Annotated in this window: 14 protein-coding genes; 7 read left to right on the plus strand and 7 right to left on the minus strand. The window is 44.4% G+C overall.

Annotated elements, in window-relative coordinates:
* Positions 1 to 8: 8 nt before the first annotated feature.
* Positions 9 to 482: a BLUF domain-containing protein gene (locus tag Q9R21_RS12605; RefSeq protein ID WP_191112715.1), complete on the minus strand. Its 474-nt coding sequence runs from the start codon at positions 480 to 482 to the stop codon at positions 9 to 11.
* A 196-nt stretch (positions 483 to 678) separates the two neighbouring features.
* Here Q9R21_RS12605 and Q9R21_RS12610 point away from each other — a divergent pair, with 196 nt between their 5' ends.
* The gene (locus Q9R21_RS12610) at positions 679 to 1,026 is read left to right on the plus strand and encodes a hypothetical protein (protein WP_311204620.1); all 348 of its coding nucleotides are present in this window, start codon (positions 679 to 681) and stop codon (positions 1,024 to 1,026) included.
* On the opposite strand, the gene Q9R21_RS12615 is transcribed toward Q9R21_RS12610, so the two are convergent.
* Both Q9R21_RS12615 and Q9R21_RS12620 read right to left on the minus strand, forming a co-directional pair.
* Positions 1,019 to 1,309: a GNAT family N-acetyltransferase gene (locus Q9R21_RS12615; protein ID WP_071851291.1), complete on the minus strand. Its 291-nt coding sequence runs from the start codon at positions 1,307 to 1,309 to the stop codon at positions 1,019 to 1,021. The two genes, Q9R21_RS12610 and Q9R21_RS12615, sit on opposite strands and share 8 nt — an antisense overlap.
* A gap of 31 nt (positions 1,310 to 1,340) precedes the next feature.
* Entirely contained in the window at positions 1,341 to 1,619 is a 279-nt protein-coding gene (locus Q9R21_RS12620; RefSeq protein WP_005094867.1) for a GNAT family N-acetyltransferase, read from the minus strand.
* 155 nt (positions 1,620 to 1,774) lie between these two features.
* On the opposite strand from Q9R21_RS12620, the gene Q9R21_RS12625 reads away from it, so the two are divergent.
* A complete protein-coding gene (locus tag Q9R21_RS12625; protein WP_311204621.1) occupies positions 1,775 to 2,968 on the plus strand; it encodes a sugar transporter in 1,194 nt (397 codons plus the stop codon).
* A 331-nt stretch (positions 2,969 to 3,299) separates the two neighbouring features.
* Positions 3,300 to 4,265 (plus strand): TerC family protein, encoded by a 966-nt coding sequence (locus Q9R21_RS12630; RefSeq protein ID WP_004647138.1) that lies wholly within the window; start codon positions 3,300 to 3,302, stop codon positions 4,263 to 4,265.
* A gap of 40 nt (positions 4,266 to 4,305) precedes the next feature.
* Here the strand turns inward: Q9R21_RS12630 and Q9R21_RS12635 are convergent, their stop codons facing one another.
* Entirely contained in the window at positions 4,306 to 4,878 is a 573-nt protein-coding gene (locus tag Q9R21_RS12635; RefSeq protein WP_253114433.1) for a nucleotidyltransferase family protein, read from the minus strand.
* 99 nt (positions 4,879 to 4,977) lie between these two features.
* On the opposite strand from Q9R21_RS12635, the gene guaD reads away from it, so the two are divergent.
* The 3 genes from guaD (at position 4,978) to Q9R21_RS12650 (ending at position 7,488) form a co-directional block, all read left to right on the plus strand.
* Positions 4,978 to 6,306 (plus strand): guanine deaminase, encoded by a 1,329-nt coding sequence (guaD, locus tag Q9R21_RS12640; RefSeq protein ID WP_311204622.1) that lies wholly within the window; start codon positions 4,978 to 4,980, stop codon positions 6,304 to 6,306.
* Positions 6,307 to 6,530: 224 nt separating this feature from the next.
* Complete coding sequence (hpt, locus tag Q9R21_RS12645) at positions 6,531 to 7,058, plus strand: hypoxanthine phosphoribosyltransferase (protein WP_004647133.1); 528 nt, start codon at positions 6,531 to 6,533, stop codon at positions 7,056 to 7,058.
* Between the two features lie 172 nt (positions 7,059 to 7,230).
* On the plus strand, positions 7,231 to 7,488 hold the full coding sequence (locus Q9R21_RS12650; RefSeq protein WP_004281926.1) for a GlsB/YeaQ/YmgE family stress response membrane protein: 258 nt from the start codon (positions 7,231 to 7,233) through the stop codon (positions 7,486 to 7,488).
* Positions 7,489 to 7,587: 99 nt separating this feature from the next.
* Here the strand turns inward: Q9R21_RS12650 and Q9R21_RS12655 are convergent, their stop codons facing one another.
* Positions 7,588 to 8,289 carry a DsbC family protein gene (locus tag Q9R21_RS12655; RefSeq protein ID WP_005245557.1) on the minus strand — a complete coding sequence of 234 codons (702 nt, stop codon included), beginning with the start codon at positions 8,287 to 8,289 and terminating at the stop codon, positions 7,588 to 7,590.
* 378 nt (positions 8,290 to 8,667) lie between these two features.
* Here Q9R21_RS12655 and Q9R21_RS12660 point away from each other — a divergent pair, with 378 nt between their 5' ends.
* Positions 8,668 to 9,813, plus strand: a complete 1,146-nt coding sequence (locus Q9R21_RS12660; RefSeq protein ID WP_311204630.1) for an MFS transporter — start codon at positions 8,668 to 8,670, stop codon at positions 9,811 to 9,813.
* 43 nt (positions 9,814 to 9,856) lie between these two features.
* Here Q9R21_RS12660 and mnmE read toward each other — a convergent pair whose 3' ends face one another.
* The gene (gene mnmE, locus Q9R21_RS12665; protein ID WP_262472138.1) at positions 9,857 to 11,215 is read right to left on the minus strand and encodes a tRNA uridine-5-carboxymethylaminomethyl(34) synthesis GTPase MnmE; all 1,359 of its coding nucleotides are present in this window, start codon (positions 11,213 to 11,215) and stop codon (positions 9,857 to 9,859) included.
* Between the two features lie 92 nt (positions 11,216 to 11,307).
* On the minus strand, positions 11,308 to 13,071 hold the full coding sequence (yidC, locus tag Q9R21_RS12670) for a membrane protein insertase YidC (protein WP_005245552.1): 1,764 nt from the start codon (positions 13,069 to 13,071) through the stop codon (positions 11,308 to 11,310).
* Positions 13,072 to 13,074 lie beyond the last annotated feature (3 nt).

Raw genomic sequence — 13,074 nt, forward strand, 5'->3', positions numbered from 1 at the left:
CCCTCAGATCAGAAATAGGGGACATAACCACGCTGCTTATAACCTTTTGGCGATGCCAGACTGGCCTGATTTTCTTCCAGGCGATACAGCACTTTGAGGAATTCGGCAATTCCTGACTGCTGCAAGGCATGTGGATCAAATTGCTTCAAACCTAAACGTGAAAATAAAGAAGAAATTTCACTGTGTTTATGCACATATTTCATTGACCATTCCGAGAAATGAGACTGCTCTACCATCGCATCTGCAAAACGCAAGATACTATGATGGCGGGCATCCTGACAAATGCTCTGAAATAAACTTTCCACTACTTCAGCCTGACCTTCAAGGCACTGGAAAAATTTGCCATGGGAATAATACAACACCCCATGAATCTGATGCTGAAGGTTAAACTTCCGGGCAGTGGCCAAAATATCGCTCAAATCTTGTAACAACTCTTGTTCAGATTCTATGCGTTCACTGGCATAGCAAAGCTGTAGCATCATGCCATCTCACTAGAGGGAAGAATTAAAAACACAATTTAATCAATAATTTTAAATTAAGTCGACCATTTTTTAAGCAAATATCCGTTTTTGCTTACACGGTTTTCAGTTTGCATTTCTGGATTAAACTTTTAACAATAGTGCCTAAATTATTAAACGAATATTTTCATACACCTACCGTAAGCATGAGGATCACCTGATGTTAAAAGATCTGATTTTAACCCTTGCCTTGTTATGTGTGTGTTTTATCCTGATGATCACTTTAAATAACTGGCAATTCAGCGCTCAAACCAATCTGCTGATCAGTTCAATTTTTATTAGCTGGACGATCTTGAAATTTGTTGGGCATCGTATTTATTTTCATGCCAGTTACCTGCTGATTATGGCAATTTTAGTGATGCTGCAACAGTTTGAAGAAATTTTCTGGGCGATGACCGGGGTGATGGCAGGTTTCGGTTTATATACCCTGTTACAGGTTATATTGATTCCTGCCTTGAAAGAAAGACTCCATCTCTCTTTCGGGAAATCCCCTTGGATGGTTAAATAGTCGTTGCTGCGACATCGGCCAGACTTTGGTCACGTTTAAACATGACATCCACATAGGAACATTGTGGGATAATGGTTAAACTTTTTTCACGGGCAAAATCGACCAGTACATCCAGCATTTTTCGGGCAATACCGTGGCCACGCAGGGAATCATCGACCCAGGTATGATCGGCAATGATGACGGCATCGCCCCGCCATTGATAAGTGATCTCCGCCAGGCGACGTCCTTGATCTTCCATAAAAAATACACCACCACGTTTTGAATCTTGATATTTAATTTCCATACGAATCTAAACCTTTATTGTCATTTTAAAATTATAAAACATCATTAAAGCGAGGCTCTCGCTCGAACACGGATTTGGCAAAAGGACATTTTGGAATAATCCTGATGCCGTGTTCACGGGCAAAATTCACAGCGGCCTCGACCAGATAATACCCGACGTGCTGTCCGCGTAGGCTGTCATCGACCCAGGTGTGTTCAATCACTAATTGATCTTCATTTACTCTGGAATAACTCATTTCTGCCAGACGTTTTTCATTTGGCTCTACAAACCATAAACCTCCAGTGTCCTGTTGCTGATGCTCGATCAACATACCGATCCTCTCCTTGTTTTTAAGCCAGACTGACATATTTTTCCCTGCTCTATTGTTAGATTTCTTTTAAAGGATTGTGAATCTGTCCTTCTGACCAATACCGCATTTTGCTCAACAGGTTTAAACTGCCGGCCGGTTCTTTTTATCAGATATGTATGTCTAGCTCTTCTTCCACCTCTTCGGTGACACGTCAATGGGTTTGTGTGATTGCTTTAGCCTCTGCTGCCTTTATTTTCAATACCACCGAATTTATCCCGGTGGCGCTATTAAGTGATATTGGTACCAGTTTTGCCATGTCACCGACCCAGGTCGGGTGGATGCTGACAATTTATGCCTGGGTCGTGGCGCTGCTTTCTTTGCCAATGATGTTACTGACCAAAAATATTGAACGGCGCTTTCTGCTGATGGTTTTATTTGCGGTGTTTATTTTCAGTCATGTGCTGTCCTATTTTGCCTGGAGCTTTAGCATTCTGGTGCTGAGCCGGATTGGTATTGCCGTGGCGCATGCGCTGTTCTGGTCAATTACGGCGTCGCTTGCTGTGCGGGTTGCGCCAAAGGGCAAAGAGTTTCAGGCACTGGGCTTATTGGCTACCGGTACCGCCATGGCGATGGTTCTGGGAATTCCCTTTGGCCGGATGGTCGGGGAGGCCTATGGCTGGCGCAATAGTTTTGCCTTGATTGGGATTGTGGCGAGCGTGGTGTGCGTATTGCTGGCCAAAACCTTGCCTTTATTGCCAAGTGTCAATTCAGGTTCACTCAGCAGTTTAAAAAACTTGCTAAAACGTCCCAGCCTGATGCTGGTCTTTGCGCTTACCGTGCTTGTGATTAGTGCGCAATTTACCGCCTATAGTTATATTGAACCCTTTGCGCTGAATATTGCGCAATTCAGCTCTGCGCAAACCACCAGCTTATTGCTAATTTATGGCGCTGCGGGTCTGATCGGCTCTTACGTATTTGGCCGCTTTGCACCGCATTTTCCCCGACTCACCATTCCGCTATTTACACTCGGGCTAGGGATCTCGCTACTGTTATTGCTGCCACTGTCTCAGGGTGTATTTCAGCTTAATAGCTTGGCGTTAATCTGGGGCATCAGCATTATTGGGTTTAGTCTGGCTCTACAAGCCAAGACCTTAAATCTGGCTTCTGATGCAACCGATGTCGCCATGGCAATTTTTTCAGGTCTGTACAATGTCGGGATTGGTGGCGGTGCCTTACTCGGCGGTCTGGTAACGGCACATATCGGATTACATAGTATTGGCTGGGTAGGAGCAATCTTGGCCAGCTTGGGTTTTCTGATCAGCTTATACGTGATTCAGCGTCCGGATTTCTTAGGTAAGAAAGCGCCTTGAAGCATGATTTTTGTAAATGAAATTGTAGTCTTAGCAAAAATCTGTCATGCTTGCTGCACATTGAGCTACCGCTCAAATAAAATTTAGTTTGAACAAGGGGAGTAGCCTCCTCCAAGCGTTTAAGAATGAAATTTCAATTTTTAAACGTGTCAGAATATCGTCATTACACTTTGCAAAAAGTCGGTATCTGAGCATCTTGAAGTCACACTTTATATAAAAAAGTGGAACAGTAAGATGTAGGCAAGACCTTGATCATGTTGTTATAGATGTTTTTCATCTGGCAACTGGTCAAGGTTTTTTTATGGCTAGTTGTCCGATGTGGAGAATTCACATGGAAACCATTGGTACACTCTGGCTGTATCTCGTCTTTTTCGCGATTGTCGCAGTCATGCTGGTAATCGATTTTGTCGGCTTTAAGCATCAGCATGGTCAGGAAGTTAAAGTCCGAACTGCTGCCTACTGGAGTATTGCCTGGGTCAGTGTCGCGACTTTATTTGGTGGCGGCTTATGGCTGTATCTGGAGCAGACCGCAGGCACGGCAATTGCTAATGCCAAGGTTATGGAATACTTTGCCGGTTATCTGCTGGAAAAATCCCTAGCGATTGATAACGTCTTTGTCTGGCTGATGATCTTCGCGGCCTTCGCCATTCCACCCGCATTGCAACGCAAGCTGCTGTTATATGGCGTACTGGGTGCGATTGTACTCAGAACCATCTTTATTTTTATTGGCGCCTGGTTTGTACAGGAATTCTCTTGGATTCTGTATATCTTCGGTGCGTTCCTGGTGTATACCGGCTTCAAATTCCTTCGTGGTCAGCATGAAGAAGACAGCAATATTGAAGATATGGCGATTCTGAAATGGCTACGTAAACATATGCGTATTACCCCGCAACTTCAGGGCGACAAATTCTTTGTCCGTCAGAATGGTTTGCTCTGGGCAACGCCGTTGTTCTTGGTCCTGATCCTGGTTGAAGCCTCTGATGTGATCTTTGCCGTCGATTCTATTCCAGCTATTTTTGCCGTCACCACCGATCCCTTTATTGTCCTTACCGCAAACCTGATGGCGATTTTAGGCCTACGCGCGATGTTCTTCCTGCTCTCGGGCGCAGCCTCAAAAATGCATTATCTACCTTATGGCCTCGGGATCATTCTGGTCTTTATCGGCTTTAAGATGCTGATGCTAGATGTTTTCCATATGCCGATCTGGATTTCTTTGAGCTTTATTGTGATTGTCCTGACTGTGACCGCGATCTTGTCGATTCGTCATAGCAAGAAATATAACGAAACCACCCTGTAAAAAGTAATCATCAAAAAAGCCTGCATCAGCAGGCTTTTTTTTATTGTTCTATCAGGGATAATTTGGGCCATTTTTGCAAAAACTGTTTGCTCAGCATGCGTTGTTCGAACACGGCATAACTGACTAAATTCGGATTCCAACGCAGCTTTAACTCAAATAAATCTGCTAAACCGAAAGGGGCAATCAACTCCAACTCATCATCTTTCAGGCGCAGTGCCAAGGCCGTGACAGTTTCTGGCCATAATGACAGCGCATGACTAATTGAAGTTAAAGGCTCAATACTTTCATTTTGATCGGTACGATACCACTCATGTACAAAGGCTTGATTGGTCACATCCCAACAGATATCTGGAAAATAGTCTTTTAACTGATCTGCAAGTTGCTGTTCTATAGCGCGAGCCTGCTTATTTTCGTCATAGAAAATTACATCGACCTCAGTATGATTCATTTCATATTCCCAGTCATGTAAATGCGCCCAGATCACATGACGTAACACACCCGCTGCGACATAAGCTTCAGAGTGCAATTGTGCTAACTGATGCAAGATGCGCATTAAGGTCGGCTGCGCACGCACGATCTGTTGAAATTGATCATGATAATTGGATGGGGTCATAAAAGAATCTGGATCACTATTTAAATATGAATGTTCATACAAACATGGCAATTTTTTCAGCTACAATCAATCGAAAAAATCAAAAAGCGTAGGTTTAAAATGTCTTCTGTAATTGCAACGACAGCGATCCGTGGTCGCTTCCTCGACATTCAGAATACAGTTGCCCAAGCACGTGATATACACGACCAAGTGCGATATGTAAAAGATGGTTTAGTCATCATTCAAGAGGGTAAAATCCAGTGGTTTGGTCCTTGGCAAGAAGGGCAGTCACGACTTCCTACCAATGCTGAATTACAGCACTATCCAGATCAACTGATTGTTCCCGGGTTTATCGACACCCATATTCATTTCCCACAAACCGAAATGGTCGGGGCTTATGGTGAACAACTGCTGGAATGGTTAAATACCTATACATTCCCCACTGAAATCCAGTTCCAAGATGCATCCTATAGCGAAAAAATTGCCGAATTTTTTGTGCAGGAATTGCTTAAAAATGGCACCACGACTGCACTGGTCTTTTGTACCGTTCACCCTGAATCCGTAGATGCTTTATTTAATGCGGCAACCACCCGCAATATGCGTCTGATCGCGGGTAAAGTCCTGATGGATCGTCATGCACCGGAAGCGCTAACAGATACAGCAGAAACGGCTTATACCGACTCTAAAGCGCTGATTGAAAAGTGGCATGGACAGGGGCGGAACCTGTATGCGATTACCCCACGCTTTGCACCAACCTCAACACCTGAACAACTACAAAAAGCCGGACAGCTCAAAGCTGAATATCCGGATGTCTATGTACATACCCATTTAAGTGAAAATAAAAATGAAATTGCTTGGGTAAAAGAACTTTTTCCTGAACGTGAAGGTTATCTGGATGTGTATCATCATTATGGTTTAACCGGTAGCAAGTCTGTCTTCGCACATTGCGTGCATCTGGAAGATGAGGAGTGGGATTGTATGCATCAGACCGACTCAGTCATTGCTTTCTGTCCGACCTCAAATCTATTCCTGGGCAGTGGCTTATTTCCCTTGAAAAAGACTTGGGACAAAGGGGTCAAAGTCGGCTTAGGCACAGACATTGGAGCAGGAACATCATTTAATCAGCTGCAAACCCTGAATGAAGCCTATAAGGTACAGCAGTTGCAGGGTGAAAAACTCTCCGCCTTTGAGGCCTTGTATCATGCCACTTTAGGCGGTGCCAAAGCCTTGAGTCTGGATGATCGCCTGGGGAACTTTAATCTCGGCAAAGAGGCCGACTTTGTGGTGCTGGATCTTAAGGCCACGGCTTTACAACAGTTACGTCAGAGCAGAGCTAAAAATATTGAAGATGCATTTTTTGCACTGACCATGCTCGGCGATGACCGTAATATTGCAGCCACCTATGTCTATGGAGCAGCCGTCTATGTCAAAGCAGCATCCCGTGAATAAAGCGAAAAGATCCCGCCCTCGCCAATACTTGATCCTGTCTGCAATGGCACTGGGCTGTGTTTTTTTATTGAAACGCGATTCAACAGCGGCTAAAAAATGATTACATTTACCGCCAGCAAAACAGGTGCATCTCTGCTAGGGATGTATTAAAATTGCGACGTATTCAGGTGTTGCAGGTCAACACCTTTTTTATTTTGCTATTTTTACTTTTTAGGTATCTACCCATGACCGTTCAAATGAGCGTAATGATTTCCGCTGAAGAAATTCAAGCTAAAGTCAAAGAGCTTGGTGCTCAAATCAATGCACACTATGCCAATAGTGACAAAGAACTTGTGCTCATCGGTTTATTACGTGGTTCAGTGATTTTTATGGCTGATTTATGTCGTGTGATTTCAAAACCGCATGAACTGGATTTCATGACTGTGTCCAGTTATGGCGGTGGCACGGTATCGTCACGTGATGTAAAAATCCTGAAAGATTTAGACGGTGAAATCCGTGGTAAAGATGTGTTGGTGGTTGAAGATATTATTGATTCAGGCAACACTTTAAGCAAGGTACTCGAAATCCTGCAAACCCGTGAACCTAACTCGATTCAACTGTGTACTTTGGTAAGTAAACCATCGCGTCGTGAAATCGATCTGAAAGTCGAATTTATGGGCTTTGAAGTTGAAGATAAATTTATTGTGGGTTATGGCCTAGACTATGACCAGAAGTACCGTCACCTGCCATTTATTGGTGAAATCGGTCTTTAAAATCAGGTTGAAAAAAGTGGCATAAGCCACTTTTTTTATGCCTAAAATGGACAGGAAACCGGGAACAAAAAATAACATCTCGTTTCAGGATTCAACTTTTTATAATCCTGACTTTATTTCAAGATGATTAAACAGATGTGAAAACAAAGACATGACAAGAAGGAGTATGCATATGTGGACAATTATTGTGGCGATCGTCATTGGTTTTGTAGCAGGTCTGATTGCACGTGCCATTCACCCGGGTAATGACAAGGCAGGCTTTATCATGACCACCTTGCTGGGTATTGCTGGCTCCTTATTGGCGACTTTTGGTGGCCGTATGCTCGGTCTATATTCGGCAGATTCCGCAGCAGGGCTGATTGCTTCCGTGATTGGTGCTGTGATTATTCTGTTTATTTATAATATGGTAACCAAACGCCGTACAGTCTAAACCATTCAGATGTTTCTGAGGTTGATTTGACGACCTGAATAAAAAAGCACCGGAAAAGGTGCTTTTTTATATTGAGCGACTGATATGTTTACTTAATTTTTATAAATTGAATTCTCTAAAGATCTGTTCAATCTGCTCTGCCGGATAGGCGCCCATCACCTTAAAACCATTGGAAAAAATAATCGCAGGAGTACCATTCACCCCCATAGACTGAGCCAGTTTTTTATTCCGTTCAATCGGATTGGCGCAACTTTTTTTCGATTTAGGTTGAATCCCTTGAGCAATCAGATTTTCCCATGCCTGAGCTGGATTAGACTCGCAATACACCTGTTTTGAAGGAGCAACCGACTGGGGTTTTAAAGGAAGAATAAAGGTATAAATGGTCAAGTCATTCAATTTTTTCAGCTCTAGCTCAAGCTTTTTACAATACGGGCAATTTGGGTCAGAAAAGATGGCAATCTGACGTTTACCCGTACCTCTTACACTTTTCACAGCATCCTGAAGCGGTAATTTTTTCCAGTCGATACTATTTTGTTTCAGCATTAAATCACGGGTCAGATTATGCTGATCCTGAATCCGCAGCATCGGGCCAGCAATCAGATGCTTGGCATCTTCATTCAAATAAACCACTTGGCCCTGCATGGAACCGCTATAGATACCTTTCATCTCGGTGGTCTGAATATTTTCAATTTTTAAATTGGGACTGTTTTTTGCCAAGTTAGCTTGTACCGTATCAATATTGGCAAATGCGAAGCTTGAAACCAATGTACTTAAACTAATGATCAGTGTTTTTTTTAACATGAATGTTCTACATGAATTGGATAAGAATATGCTCGATTCTAATTGCTCTGCTTTTAAATTTCTCAAACATTTATGTTACTGTTTACACTCAATTAAACAAGCTCACCATGTTTCACGTGGAACATAATGTATAGCATTATATTTAACTTCAATATATCTAGAAAACATATCAATATTCATAATAAATAATTGTTTTATATATTTAAAATATTTTAAATGATAAATATCTTACTCATTCAACCTTGACCGATTTTCTGCATCCATTCTAAACTGCAGACACTTTTTATTTTCCTCGCTACGCCCTGACATGGATTGGCCAAGGATCAACACTATAACGGCATTTTCATGACAACAACGACCAGCTGGCGACCGTTCTTGATGGTCAGCCTGGCTTTAATGATGGGAACGATTGGCACCGCTTTGGCCAGTCCGCTTTATCCGATTTATCAACAGCTCTGGCATTTGCTGCCCAGCCAGATCACCTACATTTTTGTCGCCTATATGTTTGGCTGTCTCTCGACCTTGTTGTTTTTGGGCAGAACCAGTAACAGCATCGGATTTTTACGGACCCTGCAAATTGGTCTGGCCCTGATTACGCTGGGTCTCATTATTTCCGTTTTTGCCCAGAATGCACTGATCCTCTCGATTGGCCGTTTTATTATTGGGATTGCCTCGGGCCTGATGACCACCTCTGCCATGATGGGTTTAATGCATACCATCCCAGAAAGCCATAAACACACTGCACCACAACTGATTTCAATCATCACCGCAATGGGTTTTGGTTTGGGACCCTTGGTCGGTGGTGTGATTGCGCAGTTTTCCGCTGCCCCTTTGGTGATGCCATATTTACCGGTGATTTTGGGCGCCGTACTGTGTTTGATTGGCCTGTTCTGGATCAAAGCACCCAAGTTTGAGGCGCAGCCCTTTAGCATGGCGCCTAAACTGCAACGACCTGAAGCGCAGTTTCATCGGGTGTTTATGATTATTGCAGTGACGGCTTTTAGTGCCTTTGCCGCCTTTAGCCTGTTTGCTTCACTGTCGCCATCTTTTGTGCGCAATATTTTACCTTGGCATGGGCCTCTGGTCAGCGGACTGGCCATTACCAGTATTTTGGTAGTTTCAGTGATCGTGCAATTTATGGCTAAAGCGGTCGCAGCGTCTAAATGTCTGAATATCGGCCTGATAATGATGTGCTTGAGCCTGATGGTTTTGGCGCTATGTATGTATTCGAAAATCAGCCTACTATTTTTTATCAGTGATATTTGCTTTGGGATCGGCCATGGTTTTGCCCTGATGGGTGCTTTTGCCCTGATTCATCAAATGACCAGCTTAGACAACCGTGCAGCCGTCATGTCGACCTATCTGTTTATTGCCTATCTGGGCACTATTGTCCCTATCATTGCCGTGGGTTATCTGGCCGATCACTGGGGGCTGGATTTCGCTGTAATCAGCTTTTGTATCGCGATTAGTTTGCTGTGTTTTGCACTATGGTGGGCTTATCAAAAATCTCATCGACCAGCCTAAAAAAATCCCTCAGTTGAGGGCTTTCTTGATGCTTATTAAATAATTATTTACCAATACAAAATGAACCGAAGATCTTGCCCAGCAGGTCATCTGCACTGAAATCACCAGTGATCTCACCCAATGCATTTTGCGCCAGACGTAAGGACTCCGCCACCAGTTCACCGGCGTTATACACCACCAGTTGTTCACGCGCCTCAGCCAGATAGAGCTGAGTGCGCTTCATTGCATCTAAATGACGGGTACGTGCGATAAAGGTGTCTTCCTCAGGCTGGAAGCCTGCATGCGCTGTAATCGCCTCTATGAGCGCTTGAACGCCAGTTTCTTGCTTGGCAGAGACTGCGATATGCCGGAAACCATTTAAATCTCCAATCACGGCTTCAGCACCGGTCAGGTCGCATTTATTGCCAATCAGCATCAAACGTTTCGGTTCTATATGTTCAGCAAAATATTCCTGGGCGAGTTGCAGCGGATCTTCGCCCTGGCTTAAGTCATAGACCAAGAGCAATAAATCGGCCTGTTCGATTTCTTTAATTGCGCGGCGGATCCCTTCTTTTTCCACGATATCGCCAGTTTTACGCAAGCCCGCAGTATCGGTGAGGGTAATCGGCAGACCATTTAAGGTAATTTTTTCATGCAGGACATCACGGGTGGTACCGGCAATATCGGTCACAATCGCGCGTTCAATTCCAGCTAATGCATTCAGTAAGGAAGATTTACCGGCATTCGGTTTCCCTGCAATTACCACCTGTAAACCTTCACGTAACAATTGACCTTGACGTGCGGATTGCTGTACTTGAGTGACTGCACTGGATACGCCATCCAGCAGATTTAAAATTTTGCCATCTGCGAGAAAATCAATTTCTTCTTCCGGAAAATCAATTGCAGCTTCCACATGCAAACGCAGGTGAATCAGCTGCTCAAGGACTGCATTGACTTTGGTCGAGAAAGCCCCTTGCAGTGAACGTACAGCAGAACGTGCAGCCGCTTGCGAAGTTGCATCAATCAGGTCGGCAATTGCTTCAGCTTGTACCAGATCCAACTTGCCATTTTCAAAGGCACGCATCGAGAACTCACCGGCTTTAGCCGCTGTAGCTCCGAGCTCCAGCAAACGGCCAAGCAGGGCATTCTGAATCACCGGACCGCCATGACCTTGCAACTCGACCACATCTTCGCCGGTAAAAGAGTTTGGATTCGGGAAGCAAATCGCCAGTCCTTCATCCATGACTTCGCCGGCCGCATCATAGAACTGGCGGAAACCGGCAAAACGGGCTTTAGGCAGCTCTTTTTGTGTCAGTTGCTGGGCAATCTCATAGGATTTCGGGCCTGACAGGCGAATCACCCCAACGCCGCCACGTCCTGGTGGAGTGGCAATCGCAGCAATAGTTGTGGTTCGGTTGAGCATAAAATTCACCTGCAAAGACTCAAAAATACAGCCAAAAAAAATCCGCCTAAGATTACCATCTTAAGCGGATTTATTCAGCCTATCCGTACAACTTAGTTGACTGGAGTGGCCTCATCACGTTTCGCGCGATCTTTGGCAACAGACTTGTTAATCAAAGTTTGTTGCAGAATCGTGATCAAGTTGTTGACGATCCAGTACAGGACCAAGCCTGCCGGGAAGAACAACAAGAATACGGTAAAGATAATCGGCATAAACTTGAAGACTTTTGCCTGCATTGGATCCGTCGGTTGTGGATTTAACGACTGTTGGATATACATCGTCAAGCCCATCAACAACGGCAGGATGAACCAAGGATCCATTGAAGACAAATCCTGAATCCACAGCATCCATGGCGCATGACGCAGTTCCACAGATTCCATCAATACCCAGTACAAGGCTAGGAAAATCGGCATTTGTAATAACAGCGGTAAACAGCCGGCAAGCGGATTGACCTGTTCACGTTTGTACAATGCCATCATTTCTTGAGAGAAGCGCATCCGGTCTTCACCGAACTCTTCTTTCATGCGTTGCATTTCTGGCGCAATCACACGCATTTTCGCCATCGAGCGATAGCTCTTCGACGACAATGGCCACAGGATTACTTTCACCAAGATAGTCAACAGAATAATTGCCCAGCCCCAGTTACCCACCAGACCATGGAAGAATTCAAGACCGACAAACAGTAATTTCGCAATTGGCCATAACCAGCCATAATCAACGGTCTGGTTTAAACCCGCAGCCAAATCTTTCAGTTCTGACTGGATTTTTGGACCTGAATAGAAAGTCGCATCAATTTCAGCCACTGTACCTGCAGGCACATTGAACGTCGGTGAGGTAAAACCGATGATGTTCATGTTATCGGTTGATTTACGTGATTCAAGCTTGGCGCTATAAGCTTCGCCATTGCCTTGAGTCAACTTCAGCTGACCTGGAACCCATGCACTGACAAAGTAGTGCTGTACCATTGCCACCCAACCACCTGTCGCTTCAGTACTGACTTTTTCTTCAACAAAGTTGTCGAATTTAAGCTTGTTGTACTGCTCGTCCGGAGTACCCCATGCACCGCCGAGGAATGTTCCCAGCGTGAAGATCCCCTGATCAGATTTGCCTGGATCTTCCGAGTTATCCCGTTTGATCTGACCGAACATCTGACCTTGCCAAGTCTGGCCACTGCGGTTAACCACTTTGTGATTTACCACGACCGGATATTCACCTTCAGTGAAATTGAAGGTCTTGATAATCTCGATCCCGTCAGCGGTTTTAAACACTAGCGGTACAGACAATACTTTCAGGTTTTCACCATCTTTGGATTTGACTGTTTTCGCATCTGCCAGAGTATAAGCCGTTTTTTCCAGCTCATACATTGGACGGCCGTTACGGCTGCTGTCCGGTCCATTCAGACCGATCAGGCCAGACTGGGCGACATAAGTACGTTTCGCATCGCTTTCCAGCATCACGAACGGTTCATCGCTGTCTTTGTTCTTGTCATGATTGAGTAATTCAATACGAACAATATCACCACCCTTAGGATTGATCCAAAGGTGATAAAGGTCAGTTTGTACTGAAATAAGCTGCTGACTTACAGGTGCTGTGGCATCCGTGGCTTGCTGTGCTGGCACATTTGCTTGTGGCAGATCAGAGGCAACTGTAGCCGTCTGACCATTTGGCAAATCTGCAGATACGTCATGCGAAACAACAGCAGTTTCCTGCTGCGGTTTTGTTTCAGCATTTCCATAATCTTTTTGCCACGCCAAAATGAGCAAATATGCGACAACAAACATGGCTCCGAGAATTGCAATCCTGGCCCATTGTTGCATATG

The organism is Acinetobacter sp. RG5, assembly GCF_031844265.1.
Classification (GTDB): Bacteria; Pseudomonadota; Gammaproteobacteria; order Pseudomonadales; family Moraxellaceae; genus Acinetobacter.

Coding starts and splice junctions, on each gene's coding strand:
- Q9R21_RS12605 (WP_191112715.1), bottom strand. CDS start 482: ATGATGCTACAGCTTTGCTATGCCAGTGAACGCATAGAATCTGAACAA.
- Q9R21_RS12610 (WP_311204620.1), top strand. CDS start 679: ATGTTAAAAGATCTGATTTTAACCCTTGCCTTGTTATGTGTGTGTTTT.
- Q9R21_RS12615 (WP_071851291.1), bottom strand. CDS start 1,309: ATGGAAATTAAATATCAAGATTCAAAACGTGGTGGTGTATTTTTTATG.
- Q9R21_RS12620 (WP_005094867.1), bottom strand. CDS start 1,619: ATGTTGATCGAGCATCAGCAACAGGACACTGGAGGTTTATGGTTTGTA.
- Q9R21_RS12625 (WP_311204621.1), top strand. CDS start 1,775: ATGTCTAGCTCTTCTTCCACCTCTTCGGTGACACGTCAATGGGTTTGT.
- Q9R21_RS12630 (WP_004647138.1), top strand. CDS start 3,300: ATGGAAACCATTGGTACACTCTGGCTGTATCTCGTCTTTTTCGCGATT.
- Q9R21_RS12635 (WP_253114433.1), bottom strand. CDS start 4,878: ATGACCCCATCCAATTATCATGATCAATTTCAACAGATCGTGCGTGCG.
- guaD (WP_311204622.1), top strand. CDS start 4,978: ATGTCTTCTGTAATTGCAACGACAGCGATCCGTGGTCGCTTCCTCGAC.
- hpt (WP_004647133.1), top strand. CDS start 6,531: ATGACCGTTCAAATGAGCGTAATGATTTCCGCTGAAGAAATTCAAGCT.
- Q9R21_RS12650 (WP_004281926.1), top strand. CDS start 7,231: ATGTGGACAATTATTGTGGCGATCGTCATTGGTTTTGTAGCAGGTCTG.
- Q9R21_RS12655 (WP_005245557.1), bottom strand. CDS start 8,289: ATGTTAAAAAAAACACTGATCATTAGTTTAAGTACATTGGTTTCAAGC.
- Q9R21_RS12660 (WP_311204630.1), top strand. CDS start 8,668: ATGGTCAGCCTGGCTTTAATGATGGGAACGATTGGCACCGCTTTGGCC.
- mnmE (WP_262472138.1), bottom strand. CDS start 11,215: ATGCTCAACCGAACCACAACTATTGCTGCGATTGCCACTCCACCAGGA.
- yidC (WP_005245552.1), bottom strand. CDS start 13,071: ATGCAACAATGGGCCAGGATTGCAATTCTCGGAGCCATGTTTGTTGTC.